The organism is Streptomyces speibonae (assembly GCF_984686075.1).
Map to the genome: position 1 here is coordinate 1,572,329 of NZ_OZ480260.1, position 19,208 is coordinate 1,591,536.

The 19,208-nt window shown below is 72.5% G+C and carries 20 protein-coding genes; 8 read left to right on the top strand and 12 right to left on the bottom strand.

The genetic code is table 11. From position 1 onward, the window contains the following. Positions 1-83: 83 nt before the first annotated feature. The 7 genes from AC5L3C_RS06900 (at position 84) to AC5L3C_RS06930 (ending at position 6,134) form a co-directional block, all read left to right on the top strand. The gene (locus AC5L3C_RS06900) at positions 84-956 is read left to right on the top strand and encodes a helix-turn-helix transcriptional regulator (RefSeq protein ID WP_493647649.1); all 873 of its coding nucleotides are present in this window, start codon (positions 84-86) and stop codon (positions 954-956) included. After that, on the top strand, positions 953-1,588 hold the full coding sequence (locus tag AC5L3C_RS06905) for a hypothetical protein (RefSeq protein ID WP_493647651.1): 636 nt from the start codon (positions 953-955) through the stop codon (positions 1,586-1,588). Before AC5L3C_RS06900 ends, AC5L3C_RS06905 begins: the two co-directional genes overlap by 4 nt. Positions 1,589-1,655: 67 nt before the next feature. Next, positions 1,656-2,078: an acyl-CoA thioesterase gene (locus AC5L3C_RS06910; RefSeq protein ID WP_493647653.1), complete on the top strand. Its 423-nt coding sequence runs from the start codon at positions 1,656-1,658 to the stop codon at positions 2,076-2,078. Between the two features lie 240 nt (positions 2,079-2,318). Next, complete coding sequence (locus tag AC5L3C_RS06915) at positions 2,319-3,203, top strand: lysozyme (RefSeq protein WP_125503332.1); 885 nt, start codon at positions 2,319-2,321, stop codon at positions 3,201-3,203. A gap of 147 nt (positions 3,204-3,350) precedes the next feature. Next, entirely contained in the window at positions 3,351-3,977 is a 627-nt protein-coding gene (locus tag AC5L3C_RS06920) for a peptidoglycan recognition protein family protein (RefSeq protein ID WP_493653758.1), read from the top strand. Between the two features lie 243 nt (positions 3,978-4,220). Further along, a complete protein-coding gene (locus AC5L3C_RS06925; RefSeq protein WP_124288405.1) occupies positions 4,221-5,447 on the top strand; it encodes an IS110 family RNA-guided transposase in 1,227 nt (408 codons plus the stop codon). Positions 5,448-5,534: 87 nt separating this feature from the next. Then, positions 5,535-6,134, top strand: coding sequence for a 3'-5' exonuclease (locus AC5L3C_RS06930; RefSeq protein WP_125503333.1), 600 nt, complete (start codon positions 5,535-5,537; stop codon positions 6,132-6,134). Here the strand turns inward: AC5L3C_RS06930 and AC5L3C_RS06935 are convergent. The 9 genes from AC5L3C_RS06935 to AC5L3C_RS06975 form a co-directional block, all read right to left on the bottom strand. Then, positions 6,103-7,488: a nucleobase:cation symporter-2 family protein gene (locus AC5L3C_RS06935; RefSeq protein ID WP_493647655.1), complete on the bottom strand. Its 1,386-nt coding sequence runs from the start codon at positions 7,486-7,488 to the stop codon at positions 6,103-6,105. The genes AC5L3C_RS06930 and AC5L3C_RS06935 overlap by 32 nt on opposite strands. A 215-nt stretch (positions 7,489-7,703) precedes the next feature. Beyond that, complete coding sequence (locus tag AC5L3C_RS06940; protein ID WP_493647657.1) at positions 7,704-9,083, bottom strand: 8-oxoguanine deaminase; 1,380 nt, start codon at positions 9,081-9,083, stop codon at positions 7,704-7,706. A gap of 138 nt (positions 9,084-9,221) precedes the next feature. Then, a complete protein-coding gene (gene pucL / locus AC5L3C_RS06945; RefSeq protein WP_493647659.1) occupies positions 9,222-10,154 on the bottom strand; it encodes a factor-independent urate hydroxylase in 933 nt (310 codons plus the stop codon). A 6-nt stretch (positions 10,155-10,160) separates the two neighbouring features. Beyond that, the gene (uraH, locus tag AC5L3C_RS06950; protein ID WP_493647661.1) at positions 10,161-10,568 is read right to left on the bottom strand and encodes a hydroxyisourate hydrolase; all 408 of its coding nucleotides are present in this window, start codon (positions 10,566-10,568) and stop codon (positions 10,161-10,163) included. A 5-nt stretch (positions 10,569-10,573) separates the two neighbouring features. Further along, entirely contained in the window at positions 10,574-11,089 is a 516-nt protein-coding gene (gene uraD / locus AC5L3C_RS06955; protein WP_493647663.1) for a 2-oxo-4-hydroxy-4-carboxy-5-ureidoimidazoline decarboxylase, read from the bottom strand. A 145-nt stretch (positions 11,090-11,234) separates the two neighbouring features. Then, entirely contained in the window at positions 11,235-11,603 is a 369-nt protein-coding gene (locus tag AC5L3C_RS06960) for a helix-turn-helix domain-containing protein (RefSeq protein ID WP_125503339.1), read from the bottom strand. Beyond that, positions 11,600-11,851: a YkoF family thiamine-binding protein gene (locus AC5L3C_RS06965; protein ID WP_493647665.1), complete on the bottom strand. Its 252-nt coding sequence runs from the start codon at positions 11,849-11,851 to the stop codon at positions 11,600-11,602. Before AC5L3C_RS06965 ends, AC5L3C_RS06960 begins: the two co-directional genes overlap by 4 nt. Before the next feature lie 113 nt (positions 11,852-11,964). Then, a complete protein-coding gene (locus AC5L3C_RS06970; RefSeq protein ID WP_125503341.1) occupies positions 11,965-12,627 on the bottom strand; it encodes an NADPH-dependent F420 reductase in 663 nt (220 codons plus the stop codon). Beyond that, on the bottom strand, positions 12,624-13,493 hold the full coding sequence (locus tag AC5L3C_RS06975) for a helix-turn-helix transcriptional regulator (RefSeq protein ID WP_493647667.1): 870 nt from the start codon (positions 13,491-13,493) through the stop codon (positions 12,624-12,626). The genes AC5L3C_RS06970 and AC5L3C_RS06975 overlap by 4 nt, the downstream gene beginning before the upstream one ends. 113 nt (positions 13,494-13,606) lie before the next feature. Here AC5L3C_RS06975 and AC5L3C_RS06980 point away from each other — a divergent pair, with 113 nt between their 5' ends. Next, entirely contained in the window at positions 13,607-14,305 is a 699-nt protein-coding gene (locus AC5L3C_RS06980) for an SDR family NAD(P)-dependent oxidoreductase (protein ID WP_493647668.1), read from the top strand. A 91-nt stretch (positions 14,306-14,396) separates the two neighbouring features. On the opposite strand, the gene AC5L3C_RS06985 is transcribed toward AC5L3C_RS06980, so the two are convergent. Genes AC5L3C_RS06985 through AC5L3C_RS06995 form a run of 3 tightly spaced genes read right to left on the bottom strand, consistent with a single transcriptional unit; the run spans position 14,397 to position 19,101 of the window. After that, positions 14,397-16,040: a type 1 periplasmic-binding domain-containing protein gene (locus AC5L3C_RS06985; protein ID WP_493647669.1), complete on the bottom strand. Its 1,644-nt coding sequence runs from the start codon at positions 16,038-16,040 to the stop codon at positions 14,397-14,399. Beyond that, a complete protein-coding gene (locus AC5L3C_RS06990) occupies positions 16,037-18,298 on the bottom strand; it encodes a hypothetical protein (protein ID WP_493647670.1) in 2,262 nt (753 codons plus the stop codon). Before AC5L3C_RS06990 ends, AC5L3C_RS06985 begins: the two co-directional genes overlap by 4 nt. Continuing rightward, on the bottom strand, positions 18,295-19,101 hold the full coding sequence (locus AC5L3C_RS06995; protein ID WP_493647672.1) for a hypothetical protein: 807 nt from the start codon (positions 19,099-19,101) through the stop codon (positions 18,295-18,297). Before AC5L3C_RS06995 ends, AC5L3C_RS06990 begins: the two co-directional genes overlap by 4 nt. Positions 19,102-19,208 lie beyond the last annotated feature (107 nt).

Consider the following 19,208-nt stretch of genomic DNA (forward strand, 5'->3'; position numbering starts at 1 on the left):
GGTGCGGGCCGGTCCGGTCGTACCGGTTTCCCTAGGTCTGCGGGACCTACCCTGAAGCCCCGGCGGGCGGGGACACTGGGGGCATGACCCATCCGTACGCCCGTGAGCTCGGAGATTTCCTGCGCGCCCGGCGCGCCAGACTGCACCCGCGTGACGTCGGTCTGGAGCCGGGCGGCCGGCGCAAGGTCGCCGGGCTGCGGCGCGAGGAGCTGGCGCTGCTGGCCGGGCTGAGCACCGACTACTACCAGCGGATGGAGCAGGGCCGGGAGGTGCGCCCGTCCGACGAGGTCCTGGACGCGCTGGCCGGCGCGCTCGGCCTCGACGGCGCGGAACGCAGGCACCTTTTCGGCCTCGCCCGTGCCGCCCGCCGTCCGGTGCCCGCCCGGCCGGACCGCGGTCCCGAGCAGGTGCCGGACAGCACACGGCGGCTGCTGCGGGTGATGGACACCCCGGCGGTGGTGCTCGGCCGTCACCTCGACCTGCTCGACTGGAACCCGATGGCGGAGGCGCTGCTCGGCAGCCCCGGGGACCTCCCGCCCGACCGGCTCAACATGCTGCTCCTGCTCTTCGACGACATGATGACCGGCGGGCGGAGCTGCCCGGACTGGGAGCGGCAGGCCATGGAGTACATCGGCATGATGCGCGCCGCCGTCGCCACCGACCCCACCCACCCGCGCGCCACCGCGATCATCGGCGAACTGTCCATCCGCAGCGCCGAGTTCCGGCGGCTGTGGGCACGGCACGACGTACGGGTCTCGGTCAGCGGCACCAAGACCTTCCGGGCCCCCGAGGTCGGCGAGGTCGTCCTGGACTGGGACACCTATCCGCTGCCCGGCAGGCCCGGTCCGTTCATGCTGGTCTTCACCGCCGAGCCGGGCAGCGCCGACGCGGACCGGCTGCGCCTCCTGGCGTCGCTGCGCGCGACCCGCCCGGACGGGAAGGCGCCCCGCCGATGACCCGGCCGCCCACCGCCGCGCAGCGCCGGCTCATCGACGCCGCCGATCCCGGCACCGGGCGGCTGCGGGGTACGCCGGCGCAGCTCGCCGCGCTGGTGAGGCACGGGCTCGCGTTCCGGCATCCGAGGCCGCCGCACGATCACTTCCTGACCCCGGCGGGACACCGCGCCCGGGAGGCGGACCCCGCGGCAGAGGCCGAGGCGGCTCCGGAGCCGGCCGCGTCCGGTGTGTTCGCCGCGCGGATCGGCGGTGAGCCCTCCGCGCCCGCGTCGGGGCCGGCCCGGCTGCGGGAGGTGCGCGGTGCCTGGCAGGGGATGCTGGAGCTGCGGCGGATGACCCATCCCGACGGTGCCACCGACCGGCCGTGCGGCTGGGAGCGTACGCATCTGGTGCAGGCCGCCGCGCTCGCGCTGGAGGCCGCCGGGCACCGCCCGGCCGGACCCGGTGCCGGGGACGGCGGCTACCGGGTGCGGGAGACCCCGCAGCCGGAGGCGGTCGCGGTGTACGAGCCGGACGGCGCGGCGCTGCGGGCCTGCGCGGCCACCCTGGAGCGGGCGGGCTGGCAGGCCGGGGAGTACACGGAGCCGCGGACGCGGACGCGCTATCTGCTGGCCTCCCCGCGCCGGGTGTGAGGGGCATGCCACTATCGGCGGGCAGGGCAACGAGCCGGGCCGAGCAGGCGTGAAGGGGACAGACGCAGTGAGTGAGCCGTTTTCCGTCCGGGTGACCGTGCGGGGGTACGAGACCGATGTGCAGGGCCACCTCAACCAGGCCGTGTATCTCAACTACGCGGAGCACGCACGCTGGTCGCTGCTCCAGGCGGCCGGGATCACCCAGTCCGGTCTGATCGCGCAGGGGGTGGGGCCGGTCGCCCTGGAGACGACCATCCGCTACAGGCGTGAGCTGCTCGCCGGGGACGAGGCCGATGTGACCTGCGCCTTCAGCTGGGGCGGCGGCAAGGTGTTCACCATCGAGCAGACGATCACGAAGGCCGACGGCACCGTGGCGGCGGAGATCACGGCGGTCGGCGGGCTGCTGGACCTCGAGCGGCGCAAGCTGGTGCCGGATCCGGGGAAGGTCTTCCGGGAGCTGGCGAAGGATCCGGCCCTGTTCGGACTGTGACGGGCTTTCACTTTCTGAAAGTTTCCTCCGCCGGGTTGCCAAGTTTCCAGGCCATCCGCTCCTACAGTGGACCAGACCACCAGAGAAGGACGAAGGCTCTTTACAGCCCTGGAATCTACGTGCGTAACTAATGACGCGCGCACGTCAATCAGCCCCGGGTATCACGGAACACTGCCCAGGTGGCAGCGGCCGACGTCACCTCCTTCGCTCATCCCCACATGTGTCAGGAGGAAGTCCCCCATGTTCTCTCTCCCCAGGCCCTTAGCAGCTCCCCGCAGACGGTTCGCCACGGCGCTCGGCGTCCTCGGCACCGCTCTCGCCCTCACCCTGACCACCGCCGGCGGCGCGTCCGCCGCCCCGGCCCCCGGCCCGGACCGGACCGCCGTCGAGCCCGGCGAGGCGTACATGGGTGTGGGCACCCGCATCCACGAGGGCATCCCGGCCGGAGAGCCGTCGCTGGGCGCCCTGGCCCCGACCGACGGTGTGCAGGGCATCGACGTCTCGCACTGGCAGGGCGGCATCAACTGGACCTCGGTGCGCGGCTCCGGGATCCAGTTCGCCTGGATCAAGGCGACCGAGGGCACCGGCTACAAGGACGACCGGTTCAACACCAACTACCCCGCCGCCTACCACGCCGGTGTGATCCGCGGCGCGTACCACTTCGCCCGCCCCGACGTCTCCAGCGGCGCCACCCAGGCGAACTACTTCGTCAACAACGGCGGCGCCTGGTCGCGCGACAACCTGACCCTGCCCGGCGTCCTGGACATCGAGCACAACCCGTACGGCGCCATGTGCTACGGACGGACCACCACGCAGATGCGCAACTGGATCAACGACTTCTACAACACGTACAAGTCGCGCACGGGCCGTGATGTCGTCATCTACACCACGGCGAGCTGGTGGAACACCTGCACCGGCAACTGGACCGGCATGTCCGCCAAGAGCCCGCTGTGGGTGGCGCACTGGACCTCCGCGTCGTCCCCGACCATCCCCAGCGGATTCCCCACCTGGACGGTGTGGCAGTACACCAGCACCGGTTCGGTCTCCGGGGTCTCGGGCAACGTGGACCGCAACCAGTTCAACGGCTCCCGCGCCCGGCTCCTGGCCCTCGCCAACAACACGTGACGGGGTAGCCCGGCACCCACGCGATCACGCGGTGGAGCCGGCGGCCGGCGGCCGCGGGTTCCACCGCCTCCCCCTCTCCCCCCACACCCTCCCCCCCCACGAGGAGCGATCGTGCAACCCGAGAACGCTCTCCGCCGCCGGCTCCTGATGATCGCCGGCGCGGCCGGCCTGGCCGCTGTCACCGCCGCGCCGGGCACCGCGCAGGCGCGGGACGCCGACGTGGTCGAGCCGGACATCGACGGCACCGCGGCCTGGGGCGCCCGCGCCCCGAACGGCGCCGTCAGCGTCCTGCGGTACCGGCCGAGCCGGATCGTGATCCACCACACGGTGAGCACCAACACCACCGACTTCTCCCGCGCCCAGGCACACGCCCACGCCCACTGGGTCCAGGACCTCCATCTGGACGACAACGGCTGGGTGGACACCGGCTACCACTTCCTGGTGAGCCGGGGCGGCTGGATCACCGAGGGCCGGCACGGCAGTCTCCAGGCCCTCACCGGCGGGACCACCTTCGTGCTCGGTTCCCACACCTCCGGGCAGAACGACGAGGCCATCGGCATCGCGTGCGAGGGCGCCTACCACGCGGGCGCACTGCCGCCGGCCGCCCAGTGGGAGGTCCTGGTGACCCTGTGCGCCTACACCTGCGCCCGGTACGGCATCCCGTCCACGGAGATCTACGGCCACAAGGACTACAGCTCGACGCTCTGCCCGGGCGTGTACCACGACATGCTGCCGCGCCTACGGGACGAGGTGGCCGCGGCCCGGTCGGCCTAATGGGGCTCATCGGGTCATGAGTGAGACTCGATGAGTGGCCGCCAGCAGGTGAGCACTTTCGTCGCCGGAGCCGTTCGAGCTCTGGTGTCAGACCGTGCCCCTGCTGGTCGGCCGGGAGGCCGGACTGCTGATGGGATGGCGTGCCCGCCGGGTTGTGGGGCGTGAGCACTGGATCCATTAGGGCGCGAGCTGTGTCTTCCGCGGGCCACACGCGCGGTGTACGTCGAGAGGTTGGAGAAGCGGGTGCTGTTCGTCGGCGACGACTGGGCCGAAGACCATCACGATGTCGAGGTCCAGGACGACTCGGGCCGAAGGCTCTGGGCCGCCCGGCTGCCGGAAGGGGTCGAAGGCGTCGCGAAGCTGCACGCCCTGATCGCCCGGCACGGCGGCGAGGACCTGGAGCCGGGAGGGGTGGTGGTCGGGATCGAGACCGATCGCGGCCCGTGGGTCCAGGCCCTGCTCGCGGCCGGTTACCAGGTCTACGCGGTCAACCCCCGGCAAGCGGCCCGGTTCAAGGAGCGGTACGGCACCTCCGGTGCCAAGAGCGACAAGGGCGACGCACACGCGCTGGCCGACATGGTCCGCATCGACCGTGCCCAGTTGCGGCCGATCGCCGGAGACAGCGAGCAGGCCCAGTCCGTCAAGGTCGTCGCCCGTGCCCACCAGACGCTGATCTGGGAGCGCACCCGCACCTTCCAGCGGCTGCGCAGCACGCTGCGCGAGTACTTCCCCGGCGCGCTCGCCGCCTACGCGGGACTGGAGCTGACCAGCACGGACGCCCTGGAACTGCTGCTCAAGGCACCTACGCCGGAGCAGGCGGCGAAGCTGACGAAGCAACAGATCACCGCGGTCCTCGCCCGGCACCGGCGCCGCAACCGGGAGCAGAGAGCCGCCTCCATCCAGGCCGCCCTGCGCGAGCCGCAACTGAACGTCGCGGCTCCTGTCGCCGATGCCTACGCAGCCGCCGTGACCGCCCACGCCCGGCTGATGATCACTCTGAACGAGCAGATAGACGCCCTGGAGGGGCAGGTGAAGACGCATTTTCTGGCGCACCCGGACGCTGAGATCTACCTGTCGATGCCCGGCATCGGCGAGATCACCGGCGCTCGGGTGCTGGCCGAGTTCGGAGACGACCCAACCCGCTACACGTCCGCGAAGGCCCGCAAGAACTACGCCGGCACCAGCCCCATCACCCGGGCCTCCGGCAAAAGCCACAGCGTCCAGGCCCGCTTCGTCCGCAACAACCGGCTCGCCGACGCTCTCCAGCGACAGGCGTTCTGCGCGCTGCAGAACTCGCCCGGAGCCCGCCGCTACTACGACAAACAGCGCGCCCGCGACTTGGACTACAACCCTGCCCTGCGGCAGCTGGGCAACCGACTCGTCGGCATCCTCCACGGATGCCTCAAGACCCGCACTCACTACAGCGAGGCCACAGCATGGGCCCACCACGCGAACCTCGCCACAACTTGACATCCAGCGTCATGGGATGTCTGACACCGCCCGCGCGAGGCGAATTCGGATGCGGGGGCGCGCCCCGGCCTGCGATCCTTCCGTGCCATGGCCCCACGACGCATCAAGCCCAGCCGGTACATCTCCGTCGACATCGAGGCCGACGGGCCCATCCCCGGGCCGTACTCGATGCTGAGCCTGGGCGCGTCGGTGGCCGGGGTGCAGGACGCGGAGGGGTTCCGGGCGGCCGATCCCGAGGAGCAGACGTTCTACCGGGAACTGCGCCCGATCAGCGTCGATTTCGTGCCCGAGGCGCTCGCCGTGAGCGGACTGGACCGGGACCGGCTCGACGCCGAGGGCGCCGAGCCGGAACGGGCGATGCGGGAGTTCACCGACTGGGTGAGCGAGGTGGGGGCCGGTGCCCAGCCGGTGATGTGCGGCTACCCGGCGGCGTACGACTGGACGTTCCTGTACTGGTACCTGATCCGCTTCACCGGTTGCAGTCCCTTCGGGCACTCGGGCTGTCTGGACATGAAGACGCTCTACGCCACCAAGGCGGGGCTGCCGCTGCGGGCGGTGGCGAAGGGCACCATGCCGCGTGAGCTGCTCTCCCGGCGCCGGCACACACACCACGCGCTGGACGACGCCATCGAGCAGGCCGAGTTGTTCGCCCACCTCATGGCGTGGCCGGGGCCTTCGCGCCCGTGAGGTCCTCTCCCGGTTCCATCGGGTGGGTGACATCGGCCGCCGCGCGGCGGCCGTTGCCGAGGTGGTTGAAGACGTAGTTCAGCAGGACCGCGACCACACAGCCCGTGGAGATGCCGGAGTCCAGGACGATGCGGGCCGTCTGGGGAAAGGCGTGGTAGAACTCGGGCGCGCTGACCGGGATGATGCCGACGGCCAGGGACACGGCGACGATCAGCACGTTGTTGTCCTTGTCCAGGCCCGCCTTGACCAGTGTCTGGATACCGCTGGCCGCGACCGAGCCGAAGAGGACCACACCCGCTCCGCCGAGCACCGGGCGCGGTACGACGGCGATCAGTGAGGCGGCCATCGGGCACAGCCCCATCAGCACCAGGAAGCCTCCGCCGGTGGCGACGACGTACCGGCTGCGGATCCTCGTCATCGCGACCAGGCCGATGTTCTGGGCGAAGGCGCTGCACATGAAGCCGTTGAACAGCGGGCTGACCGCCGAGCCGAGGGTGTCGGCGCGCAGCCCGGCCGCGATGGTCCGCTCGTCGGCGGGGCGGTCGACGATCTCGCCCAGCGCCAGCATGTCGGCGGTGGACTCGGTCATGGAGACGACCATCACCACGCACAGCGAGAGGATCGCGGCGAGCTGGAACTGCGGTGCGCCGAAGTGGAACGGGGTCGGGAAGCCGACGATGTCCGCGTCGGCCACCGGGGAGAAGTCGGTGACGCCGAACGGTATGGCGAGCAGGGTGCCGGCCACCATGCCGAGCAGGACGGCGATCTGCTTGACGAAGCCGCGGGTGAAGCGGCGCAGCAGCAGGACGATCACGAGGGTGGCGCCGGCCAGGCCCAGGTTGGTCGCCGAACCGAAGTCGGGCGCCGAGGGACTGGAGCCCTGCGCCCAGCCGAAGGCGACCGGCAGCAGCGAGACGCCTATGAGGGTGATGACGGTGCCGGTCACGACCGGCGGGAAGAAGCGGACCGCCTTGCTGAAGAAGGGCGCGGCGAGGAAGCCGAGGAGGCCGGCGACGATCACCGCCCCGAAGATGACCGGCAGGGCGTCCTTTGTGTCGTCGGTGGCGGCGACGATCGCGGTCATCGGGGCGACACCGGCGAAGGTGACGCCGTTGACGAAGGGCAGCCGGGCGCCGATCTTCCAGACGCCGATCGTCTGCAGGAAGGTGGCGAGGCCCGCGGTGAACAGGCACGCACCGGTGAGGAAGGTGAGTTCGGTGCCGGTGAGACCGATGGCCGCGCCGACGATCAGGGGTGGGGCGACGACACCCGCGTACATGGCGGCCACGTGTTGCAGGCCGGTCGTCGCCATCTTGAGCGCGGGAAGTTTCTCGTCAACGGGGTGGTCGGCCACTGCGGCTCTCCTCCGGTCGGGTACACGGCCGCGTCGGGGCGGGCGTGGGTTTCAAGGAGGTGGTGCTTGGTGGTCGTGCGGGACCGGGGGACGGGAGGGGACGGGGGCCGTCTCCGGGACGTACTCGCCCGGAGACGGCCGCCGCGGGCCCCGGTGCGGGGTCCGCGGCCTCCGGCCGGGAGCCGTCCCTCCCGGCCGGAGACATCACAGGGGGTTCAGTTCCGCGCGGCGATGCGCGCCAGCCGCCGCGCCTCGTCTCGGGTGGCGCGGGCGATGGCGTCCTCGTCGGCCGTGAGCAGCCGCCCGTCCTCCACGATCTGCCGGCCGTGCACGAAGGACGCGGTGACCGGCGCCGCCGCGCCGAACACCAGCGCGGTCACCGGGTCGGCGATGGAGGCGTGGGCGAGGGTGTCCATCCGCCACAGCACCAGGTCGGCGAGCTTGCCCGGCTCCAGCGAGCCGATCTCGGCCGCCCGGCCGAGCACCTGGGCGCCGCCATGGGTGCCGAGCCGCAGCGCCTGCCGTGCGTTCAGGGCGGACTCGCGGTGGGCGCCGAGCCGGTTGACGAGCAGGGCGTTGCGCAGTTCGGTGTGGAGTTCGCCGGACTCGTTGGAGGCGGTGCCGTCCACGCCGAGGCCGACCGGGACGCCGGCCGCGAGCATGTCGGGCACGCGGGCGATGCCGGCGGCGAGCCGGGCGTTGGAGGACGGGCAGTGGGCGACGCCGGTGCGGGTGCGGGCGAAGGCGGCGATGTCGGAGTCGTTCATGTGGACGCAGTGCGCCATCCACACGTCCTCGCCGAGCCAGCCGGTGGACTCGAAGTAGTCGGTCGGGCCCATGCCGAACAGCTCGTGGCAGAACTTCTCCTCCTCCACGGTCTCCGAGCCGTGGGTGTGCAGCCGTACGCCGAGCCGGCGGGCCAGTTCGGCCCCGTCGCGCAGCAGTTCGGTGGAGACGGAGAAGGGCGAGCAGGGTGCGACGGCGACCTGCGTCATGGCGTCGGAGGAGGGGTCGTGGTGCCGGCGTACCGTCTCCTCGGTGGCGGCGAGGGCGTCGTCGAGGGTCTCGACGGCGAAGTCCGGGGGCAGTCCGCCGTCCTTCTCGCTGCGGTCCATGGAGCCGCGGGCGAGGGTGAAGCGCACGCCCATGTCCCGGGCGGCGCCGATGATGGCGCCGGACAGGTCGCCGGAGCCGTGCGGGAAGACGTAGTGGTGGTCCATGGCGGTGGTGACGCCGCCGCGGGCCATCATCGCGAGGGAGCCCCGCGCCGCCGCGTCCACCATCGGCTCGTCGATGCGGGCCCAGGTGGGGTAGAGGGCGACGAGCCAGTCGAACAGGTTGTGGTCGGTGGCCAGGCCCCGGGTGATCCACTGGTAGAAGTGGTGGTGGGTGTTGACCAGGCCGGGGGTCGCCAGGTGCCCGGTGGCGTCGATCCGGCGTTCGACGTTCTCCAGGCCCTCGGGGGCCGGGCCCGCGCCGAGTGCCTCGATGCGGTGGCCGGCGAGGACGAGGTGCCCGGAGGCGTACTCGGTGTCCTTCGCGTCGACGGTCGCGATCGCGCAGTTCTCGATGACGATGCGCCGGTCTGCTGCCATGGTGCGTCCCTTTCGGCTACGTGGAGTGGGCACGGCAGGACCCTGGGAGATTTGAGTGCCGTGGCCGGGGCGGTGCGTGAGGTGGTGCGCTGCTCCGTGTTCCCCGGCCACGGGTGCCGAAATGTGGGTGCGGTGCGGTCAGAGGTTGGTGAGGTCCACGGGGATCCGCGCCTCGCAGCCGTCCCGGAGCACGGTGCCCTCGATCAGGCCGTAGGGGCGGTCGGCGGCGACGTACACGGCTCCGTCGGCGGTGTCGTTCTTCAGCCCGAAGGGCTCCATGTCCACCAGGAAGTGGTGACTGTTGGGGAGGGAGAAGCGGATCTCGTCGATCTCGTCGCGGCGGTCGATGACCCGCGCGCCCATCTGGTACAGCGTCTGCTGCAAGGAGAGCGAGTAGGTCTCGGCGAAGGCCTGGAGCATGTGCTTCCTGACCTGCTCGTAGGACTGCTCCCAGTCCGGCATCGGCTGCTCGTCGTCGGTCCAGCCGAACCGCCAGCGGGCGGCGACCGAGGTGGCGAGGATGCGGTCGTAGGCCTCCTTGAGCGTCGTGTACTTGTCCTTGATGTAGCCCCAGAACTCGGAGTCGGTGGAGTTCATCACCGTGAGGTCCTTGAGGCCGGAGACGACCTCCCACCGCTCGCCGTCGTAGGTGATCTGGGTCAGCCGGGTCTCCTGGCCCTTGCGGACGAAGGAGTGCCTGGCCTCGTCGGCGCCGGCGGACCCGGAGTGCGCGCCGGAGGTCCCGATGCGCTCCCAGGCGTACTCCTCGATGCGGATGCGCGCCCGGTGGATGGGCTCCTGCGAGGTGACGAAGTGGCGGGCGAGGTGGATGCCGAACTGTTCGGCCGACTCGATGCCGTGCTCCTTGGCGAAGGCGAACACCGTGTTCTTGGTGGTGTCGGTCGGCAGGACGTTGGCATTCGAGCCGGAGTAGTGGACCTCCTCCATGGCGCCGGAGAGGGCGACGGAGACGTTGAGGTCCTTGATGTGGTGGGTGGCGCCGTCCCGCGTGATCTTTACGACTCGGTTCTCGGCCTTGCCGTACTGGTTCTGTCCCAGGATCGTGGGCATGGTGTGCTAGCTCCCTCGGTAAACGGAGTAGCCGAACGGGTTGAGCAGCAGCGGTACGTGGTAGTGCTCGCCCGGGACGACGGCGAACGTGATCGCCACCTCCGGGAAGAACGCTCCGGCGCCGCTGTCCCGGTTCGCGGGGGCGTCCTGCTGCGCATCGGCTTGCTTCTCGGCGTCTTTCTTCTCGAAGTACGGCTCCACGGCGAAGTCCAGCCGTACGTGGGTGGTTCCCTCCGGCAGGGCCGGCAGGTCCTTGCACCGCCCGTCCGCGTCGGTCACGGAGCCGCCGAGTGCCGTCCAGTCCGTGTCCCGGCCCGGGCGGGCGGAGAGACGGACGGCGACGCCCTCGGCGGGGCGGCCGGCGCTGGTGTCCAGGATGTGCGTGGACACGGAGGCGGTGGTGTCGGTGCTCATGTGCGTCAGTCCTCTTCGGCGTCGACGAGACGGGCCAGACGGATGCGGTTGATCTTCCCCAGTTCGGTGCGGACGATCTCGCGCTCCCGCTCCGGCGCGTTGCCGAGGCGTTCCCTGACCGCGTCGCGCATCTGCTCGGCGGTCCGGCCAGTGGCGCAGATGAGGAACACATGGCCGAACTTCTCCTGGTAGGCCAGGTTCAGTTCGAGCATCTCGGCCTTGAGTCCGTCCGGGGCGCCGGCCATGCCGCGCTGCTCCCGGGCCGAGGCCGGGTCGCCCGGCCTGGGGCGGCCGATCGGGGGGTGCCCGGCCATCGCCTCCTCCAGGTCGGCCGTGGTCAGCTCCGCCATGGCGGCGTCGCCGGCGGCGTACAGGTCGTCGGCGGTGGCGTAGGGCCGGGCGGCGAGCAGCCGCCGTGCCCAGGCGGTGGAGGCGCAGGCCTCGAGGAGCCGGGCGAGCGCCGCGTGCTCCTCCAGGGCGTTGAACCGGGCCAGGCCCGGGGGCGTGGAAGTCGACGTCACGGGAGCCTCCGTGGCCGCGAGCGGCCGTGTGCTGCGAACGGGCGTGCCGACAGTGAACGCCGTCACGCACCTCACGTCAACAGTTTGTTGAAAACTCGGGTGGAGGAAAGGGGAGCACCCACCCGGGCGACGGACCGGGCGAGGGTCAGGTGCCCTTCTCGCGGTTGAGGTAGTTGTAGACCGTGAAGCGGCTGACTCCGAGCGCGCTCGCGACGGTCTCCACGCCGTGCCGTACGGCGAAGGCGCCGCGCGCCTCCAGGCTGCGTACGATCTCCTGCTTCGCCCTGCGGTCCAGATCCGCGAGCGGCATGCCCTTGCGGCGCTCCAGGGCCGCGAGGATGTGGTCGAGGGAGTCCGCGAGCTGCGGCAGGCGTACGGCGACGGCGGCGGAGCCCGCCCAGGAGAGCACCACGTCGTCGGTCCCGGCCTCGTCTGGCGGTACCATCTCGCCGCCCATGGCGTCGACCAGCGGCTTCACCGCCGCGATGAAGGCATCCTCACCGGTACCGCTCACCGGTCGTCCTCCTCGACCACGTTGACCTGGAGCGAGACTCGGGTGGCGCCGGCGGCGAGACTGCGGCGCAGCAGCGCGTCGACGGCGGTGAGCACCGCGTCGGCGCCCCCCTCGGCGGTGTTGCCGAACGGTCCGACGTCCACGGCGTCCAGGTCCGCCCCCTCGACGACCTCCCGGGCCACCACGGCGTGCGCGGGTGCCTGGTCGAGGTCGAAGGGTTCGGTCGTGAACTCCACTCTCAATCGCACTGTGCCCCCATGGCATCGGCGCTGCCGGTGTGCCCCGGTCGCTGCGAGACGACCCTAACGGACTCCCCCGCCGCTTTCAGCAGGGATGCGGGGGGGGGACCGCGACGCCGGGGTCAGCCCCGGACCGGGTAGGGGATCCGGCGCGCGTCGGCCAGGTGGGCGGCGAGCTGTTCGCGGGTCTGGTGGGCGTGGGCCCGCCAGGCGGGCTGGCCCGGGCCACTGCGCCAGGACTCGCTCAGGGGACTGTTGTCGACGGTGTCGAACCCGAACGTGTCGTACAGGCGCGTGACGAGCTCCACCGCCTCGGGGTGGTCGCTGGAGACGGACAGGGCGTGCCGGCCGGGGGTGCCGGGAGGGCTCGCGGAGAGGAACAGGCGCGGGGCCTGGATGTGGGTGAACGCCTTGGCGATCTTCGCGTCGGGCAGCTGTTCCTGCCGCAGCTCGTGCACGGTCTTCTCGCCCGAGTCGACGGCCGGGAAGTGACCGTCGCGCCAGGGCATGTAGTTGTTGGTGTCGAGCACGATCTTGCCGGCGAGCTGCTCGGCGGGCATGTCGTTGACCGGTCTCAGGGGGACGGCGATGATCACGAAGTCGCCCGCCGCGGCGGCCTCGGCGGCGGTCGCGGCACGGGCCGCGGGGCCCAGTTCGGTGACGAGGTGCTTCAGCGTCTCCGGTCCGCGGGAGTTGGCGATGACGACGTGGTGGTTGTGGGCGACGGCCGCGCGGGCCAGCTGACTGCCCACCTCGCCCGCTCCGATGATGCCGATGGTGGTCACGGCCGGCTCCTGGGGGTCGCGATGATGCCGGCGGCCGCGAGCTTCGCCTCGTCCTCGCTGCCGGGGACGGCCGTGTAGGCGACGACCTTCAGGTCGGTGTCACCGTCGGTCAGGACGTCGCAGTCCACGTGCACCTCCCCGATGTCGGGGTGCCGGATGGTCTTGCGGTCCTCGGCGTGCCGGCCCACGGCCCCGTCGGCCCAGAACGCGGCGAACCGGGGATTGCCGGCGACCCGGGCGGCCACCAGCTCCGTGACGCGCGGGTCGTCGGGGAAGCGGGCCGCGGCCCGGCGCAGGTCGGCCACGAGGGCCCGGTCGGCGGCCTCGGCGTTGACCGGGATCACCGGCCAGCTCGTCAGCCGCCCGCGGTCGGTGGCGACGGGGAAGCGCAACCGCACCAGGTTGCGCTCCTCGACGCCGATCCGCGTGGGGTCGCCGAACAGCGCCGCCCATCTGGTGTTCCACCAGACCAGCTGCCAGTCGGCGGCGAAGACCGCGACCGGAGTCGCGTCCAGCAGGGTCAGCAGCCTGCCCATGCTCGGCGGGATGTCGTGGACGACCTGTTGATCCCGTGGCGGGTGGAACCCGGCGAGCCGGTGCAGGTGGTCCTCCTCGTCCTGGGAGAGGCGCAGTGCGCGGGCCAGCGAGGCGACGACCTGCTCGGAGGGCCGGACGGCCCGCCCCTGTTCGAGGCGCACGAGGTAGTCGACGGAGACGCCGGCCAGTTCGGCCAGCTCCTCCCGCCGCAGCCCCGGCGACCGGCGCGCCCGGTCCGCCGGCAGCCCGACGGTCTCCGGCGCGAGCCGGTCCCGCCAGGCCCGCAGCGTGGTGCCCAGCTGGTTGTCGACGCCATGTCCCTTGTTCACACCTGCATCGTAGGCAGCCCCGCGCTCGCCGCGGGGTCCGCCGGGTGGTACTGCTGGTCCTACCGAAATCCGTTCCCTGGCTGGTCACGGCGGACTCGGCGAGGGTGTGGGGCATGTCCAAGACCACGTTCATCACCGGCGCCAACAAGGGCCTCGGTTTCGAGACCGCCCGCCGCCTCACCGAGCTCGGCCACACCGTCCTCCTCGGAGCCCGCGACGAGGGCCGCGGCCGTCGCGCGGCGGCCGGGATCGGTGCGCGCTTCGTGCGGATCGACGTCACCGACGACGCCTCGGTCGCGGCCGCGGCCGCCGATGTCGCGGGCGTCGAGGGCCGGATCGACGTCCTGATCAACAACGCCGGCATCGCCGGGAACGTCGGGCCCGTGGAGGAACTGACCGGGGCGGAGACCGCGCGGGTGCTCGACACCAACGTCGCGGGCATCGTCCGGGTCACCGCGGCCTTCCTCCCGCTGCTGCGCGCCTCCGACGCCCCGGCCGTCGTCAACGTCACCAGCGGCCTGGGCTCCGTCGCCCTCACCCACGACCCCGAGCGGGTCGAGTCGCAGGTGATCGTGCCCGCCTACGCCGCCTCCAAGGCCGCCGTCACGCTGCTGACCACGCAGTACGCGAAGGCGTTCGGCGGCATACGGTTCAACGCCGTCGACCCCGGTTACACCGCCACCGATCTCAACGGCGGCACCGGCACCCAGACCGTGACGGAGGGCACCGACGCCATCGTCACGCTGGCCACCGAGGACCCCGGCGCCGGGACCGCCCGGATCATCGACCGCTACGGCCCCCTCGCCTGGTAGGGGCGCGCGAACGACGGCCAGGAGGAGTCGGCGACCTGCTGGACGCCGCGTTCGCCGCCTTCTCCGCTCCCTCGGCCCGGTCGGCGGCCGGTCAGGGGCGGGGGCAGGTGGTCTCGCCCGGTTCCTGGTAGGTGCGGTACAGCGGGGATCTGTCGTGGCGTTCCTCCGGGAAGGTCACCACGGGGACCGGCTTGCAGACCGGCCACAGGCCCGTCGAGCGTTCCGTCCCAGTGGCCTCCCGGGCGCCGAGACTCTCGTCGGCGAAGGTGAAGACACCGCTCGCGCCCGGTACGCAGCCGGCGGCGCAGTGTTCGAGGGGGCTGCCGCGGCGCAGTTCGTCGTAGACGTCGTTGTGGGTCACGGCGTCGATGTCGCTGTCCCGGGCGGCCGCCACGGCGGTGCCGACGGCGGTGAGCGCGTCGTGGTACATCACCGCGTAGCCGTCGTTGAGGGCGTCGGGGTCCTCCTCGGTGAAGATGCCCTCGTAGGAGTCGGTGAAGCGGGCGAAGGCCTTCGGGACCTGTGCGTCGCCGTCGGCGGCGGCGCGCCAGCGCGGTGCGTCCACGGCCGTGGCGGCGACGATCTCGATGCTGTTGCGTTCGGCGATCAGGCGCATCCGGGCGGTCTCGGTGACGGGGTCGCGGCCGGTGCTGACGCGCAGGATGCGCAGCGGTTCGTCGTCCGGGCCGCGGTCGCAGGATCTGGTGGTGTCGATGGTCTCCAGGAAGGGCGGCAGGTCGGCGTCGCGGCCGGCCAGGAACACGGTGCGGGCGTCGACCGCGCACATCGCGGAGACCGCCCGCCGGAAGATCTGCGAGGTGCCGTGGGACGGGCCCTTGATGCCCTGGTAGGTCTCGGTCCGCCGGGCCACCTCGTCGGGGGTGATGCCGTAGCCCGCGCCGAACTCCTGGCGGAAGACGTGGCGCAGATTGGCGACGTAGTTGTCGTCCCGGTCGTCGGCGATCATGAACGTGTTCTTCCGGTCCACCTTGTTGGCGCTCACGTAGCGCTTCAGCGCGTCGACGAACTGGTTGGTGGAGGGCGAGACCTTGAACAGGTAGGGGTGCTCCATGTCGCGGGAGCTGAGCACGGCGCTGACGGCGGGGATCCGCGCGGGGCCGAGGCCCTCGCGTACGGCGGCGAGCGTGGCGTCGTCGCTGTTGGGGAAGCCGATGGCGGCGACGACCGGGGCGTTCCCGCCACGCCGCGCGGCCAGTGCGTCGGTCACGGGCTGCCAGTGGCTCAGGTCCTCGCCCACGTTGGCGAAGAGCAGCTGGACGGCGGTGTCGCCGGTGCCGGGGCCGTGGTTGTGGGCGTGCTGGGCGACGTAGGCGCCCTGGAGGGAGTGCCGGATCAGCTCCTTCGTCATGGCCGCGCCGGGGTCGCGCGCGGTGTACGGCATGACGACGGCGACGCTCACCACCGGTTTGCCGGAGTGGCGCGCGTCCCGGTTCTCGGACGCGATCCGGCCGAGCACGTCCTCGAGACCGGGCGCGAAGGGATATGCCTCCGCCGTGACGCCGACGCACTCCCGCCCCGGTCCGGTGCGCCGCAGTTGCCGGTCGTCGGTGCAGTAGTCGCGGTGCTGCCGGTAGCTGTCCAGGCCCCACCAGGTCCCGGCGGTGAGCAGGGCGGCGACGAGCGTCCACAGGGCCACCACGTCGATCAGGCCGAGCACCCGGAAGCGCAGCCGCCGCGGCAGCCAGCTCCAGGTCCGCCGGTCCGCGCGCCTCACCGTGCCGCTCCCGCGCCCGGCCGGTCGGCCCGCCAGCGCCGGTCCAGGGGCCAGTCCTCGCCGCTGCGGACCGAGCGGGGCCAGCGGACGGCGGCCTGGGCGAGCACCGCCCGGCCGGTGAGGTGCTGGGCGGACAGGAAGGACAGGTCCTGCCCGATCCGGTCGACCAGCGACCGGTCCGCCTCGGCCAGCTCGTCCGCCGCGTACCACAGGGCGTGCAGCAGCCGGTTGACGGCCTGCTTCTCCAGGCCCGCGCCCGGGTCGGCGCGCAGCTGGATCAGGTCCCGGCTGCCCCGGGCGATCTCCTGGCACTGCTCGAACCAGGCGTCCCCCGGCGGGCGGGGCGCGTGGGCGACGGTGCGCAGGATGTGCAGCCAGTCGAAGGCGTCGCCGTCCGGGCGGAGGAACTCCGCGTGCAGCCGGTCGACCACCTCCTGGGTCTCCCCCGCGGCCAGCCGGTGCCACAGGAAGCGGGAGTGTTCGTCGCGGGCGGCGCGGCCGGTACGCCCCTCGGCGCGCTGCCGGTGGTGCTCGGCGAGCAGGGCGTGCGCACCGGACCAGTCGACGCCCCGGCCGCCGCGTCCGCTGCGCATCTGGTGCACCAGCAGGGCACGCAGGAAGCGGTCGGTGATGAAGGGCCGGCTGCCCGGTCCGCGTGACCAGCGTTCGCGTTCCAGCAGGGCGGCGGCGCCGTCAGCCGCGGGCAGTCCGTCGATCCGGCGGGGCACCCACCGCTCGGCGAGCCGCTCGGCGGCCTCCCGGTCCCAGGCCAGGGAGAACAGGCACAGCTCGTCGTGGTTCTCGCTGCCGACGAGGGTGTCGAGCAGCCGCCAGACGACGGACTCGCCCGCGCCGCCGGGGTGGACCAGGTCGAGGAGTTCCTCGGCGGCCACCCACTCCTCGGTGCGGGCCCGGTCGACCACCGCCTCGCACAGCCGGCGGGCGCCCATGGGGTGGCCCCGGGTGAGGTCGTGCAGGGCGGTCGCGATGTAGGGGTCGAAGGAGGCGTGGTCGTCGCGCCGGAGCATCCGCTCCAGGTGCTCGCACTCCAGCGGCGGCAGCGGCAGGAACAGCACGCCGGCGGAGGGGGCGGCCGAGGCGCGGGTCCAGCCGGAGTCGGTGCCGATGTCGGGCAGGGAGCGCCGGGCCGCCTCCGGGTAGGGGGCGTCCTCGTCGTCGGGGCCGTCGCCGCGGGGGTCCTCCGGGGTGTCGTCGCCGTGCAGTTCGGTGGCGATGACCACCATCCGGTCGCGGGCCGTGCCGGTGGCGGCACGCTGGTCCAGGAGCAGTTCGAGGATGTCGCGTCCGGCGTCGGTGTGGGCGTTGTCGAGCAGCACCAGCGGGCGCGGGGTCCGGTTGGCGCGGCGGAGGGGCCCGTAGCGCACGTCCTCGAGGAAGGCGGCGGCGAGCATGCGTTCCACCCCGCGCCGGAAGCCGCGGCCCTGGTGGAACTCCTGGCACAGGCGGGCCACGAACGGTGCGCGCTCGGCCGCCGGCACCGGCCGGGGCTGCCCAGAGGCGCCCGGCGGCAGGCCGCGCAGCCGGTTGTCGGCCTCGCTGCGGTAGGTCTCGTACCAGGCGGTCACCCGCCGGGCGGCGAGCGGGCCGCGCAGTTGGCCGAGGAAGGAGCGCACGGCCGCCTCGGGGAAGCGGGCGGGGTCGGGCGAGCCGCCGTCGGGGGGCGCGGGCAGCGCGGTGCGGAAGAGCGCGTCCCACGTCGGGCGGGGGCGTGCGTCCTCCGGGACGCCCATCAGGGTGGCGGCGTGCCGGTCGGCCACCCTCAGTTCGCCGTCGTTGCCGGGGCGGCGGGCGGAGACCACGGCGAGGAGTCCGGCGGTGGTGCGCGGGAAGCGCAGCCGTCCGAAGCCGGCGACGGGGCGGGAGAGCTGGGCGACGAGTGCGACAAGCATCTCCACCGCGTGGGAGTTGTTGGCCGTCTCGGGTCCGACGCCGGCCCGCTCCTGGAGTGCGGCGCAGTTGATCCGGGCGAACGGCACCCGCGGTCCCGGCCAGGGGCCGGTGTCGGGGGCGTAGGCCTGGCGGAGGTCGTCCAGCATGGCGCTCTTGCCGGTGCCGTGGCGGCCGCTGAGCAGCACCACGGGCAGGTCGTCGGCGAACTCGTGGTGCGGGACCCGGCGGTGGTGGTCGCGGCTGAGGCCGACCAGCCGCGGCACCAGGCGGCGCAGCACGGGCTGGCGCGCGTACACCTCGGGGATCTGGTTCTCGCCCGTGGGGACGGGGGCGCGACGGCCGGTCATCCGAGCCTCAGCATGGAGGTGATGACGTCCGAGATGACGCCGGACGCCATGTCCCTGCCCAGGTTGCCCACGGACCGGGATCCGGCCTGGGCGAGGTCGCGGCTGTGCCGCAGGAAGCGCTCCACGGTACTCGCGTCGGGTGGGGCGCCGCCGCGCGAGGCCTCGGTGAGCGCGGCGGCGAGTTCGCGCACCTGCCGCACCTCGCTGTCGCCCTCCGGCAGGTCGGGGCGGGAGGCCTGCACCAGTGCGGCCAGCTGCTCGAAGGAGAGGAACACCCCGGCGCGTTCGCCCATGACGCCGACGTGCACGGGGGCGGGCAGGTCCAGGTGGTCCCTGGCGTACTCGAGGTCCTCCAGGGCGAGTTGGCGTCCGCAGTAGTAGGCCTCCCGGGCCCACAGGAAGTCCTCCGCGCCGAAGCCGGCGTCCTGGTGCTGCCCGGCCCGGTCCCACCAGGCGAACAGGGCGGCCTTGGCGTAGCGGCGCCGGGTCTCGCGGTCGGCGTACGCCTCGTCCCAGACGTGGGTCTCGGCGAGCCCGGTGGGAGTGGGGCTGACCAGGGGCGGCACGGCGCCGGAGTCGTTGTGGACGGCGATCCAGCCGAGCGCGGCGAGGCGGTCCACGACGTCCTCGACCAGTTCCAGGGTGCAGCGCTCGTGGTGGGCGTAGGCGGAGGCGGCCACCCGGCGCCCCTCGGTCCCGCCGGCCTCCTCGCGCAGCCACAGCAGGAACCTCGCCGACGCGGCACCGGTCTCGTCGTACACCGGCGAGAGCCCGTTCGTCGGCACCCCCCTGGATCTGATCATCGCTGTCCCCCAACTCCCGTGACCAGCCATGGGCGTTCGCCTTCCCAGATCGGCGATGTCAAACACGTCGGATATGAGGTCGGGTCGTACTCCTCTTGACAGCCGCT

Excerpts from the sequence above, each read along its gene's own strand:
- AC5L3C_RS06995 (WP_493647672.1), bottom strand. The coding sequence starts at position 19,101 with ATGATCAGATCCAGGGGGGTGCCGACGAACGGGCTCTCGCCGGTGTAC.
- AC5L3C_RS06905 (WP_493647651.1), top strand. The coding sequence starts at position 953 with ATGACCCGGCCGCCCACCGCCGCGCAGCGCCGGCTCATCGACGCCGCC.
- AC5L3C_RS06980 (WP_493647668.1), top strand. The coding sequence starts at position 13,607 with ATGTCCAAGACCACGTTCATCACCGGCGCCAACAAGGGCCTCGGTTTC.
- AC5L3C_RS06930 (WP_125503333.1), top strand. The coding sequence starts at position 5,535 with ATGGCCCCACGACGCATCAAGCCCAGCCGGTACATCTCCGTCGACATC.
- pucL (WP_493647659.1), bottom strand. The coding sequence starts at position 10,154 with ATGCCCACGATCCTGGGACAGAACCAGTACGGCAAGGCCGAGAACCGA.
- AC5L3C_RS06940 (WP_493647657.1), bottom strand. The coding sequence starts at position 9,083 with ATGGCAGCAGACCGGCGCATCGTCATCGAGAACTGCGCGATCGCGACC.
- AC5L3C_RS06900 (WP_493647649.1), top strand. The coding sequence starts at position 84 with ATGACCCATCCGTACGCCCGTGAGCTCGGAGATTTCCTGCGCGCCCGG.
- AC5L3C_RS06915 (WP_125503332.1), top strand. The coding sequence starts at position 2,319 with ATGTTCTCTCTCCCCAGGCCCTTAGCAGCTCCCCGCAGACGGTTCGCC.
- AC5L3C_RS06990 (WP_493647670.1), bottom strand. The coding sequence starts at position 18,298 with ATGACCGGCCGTCGCGCCCCCGTCCCCACGGGCGAGAACCAGATCCCC.
- AC5L3C_RS06920 (WP_493653758.1), top strand. The coding sequence starts at position 3,351 with ATGATCGCCGGCGCGGCCGGCCTGGCCGCTGTCACCGCCGCGCCGGGC.
- uraH (WP_493647661.1), bottom strand. The coding sequence starts at position 10,568 with ATGAGCACCGACACCACCGCCTCCGTGTCCACGCACATCCTGGACACC.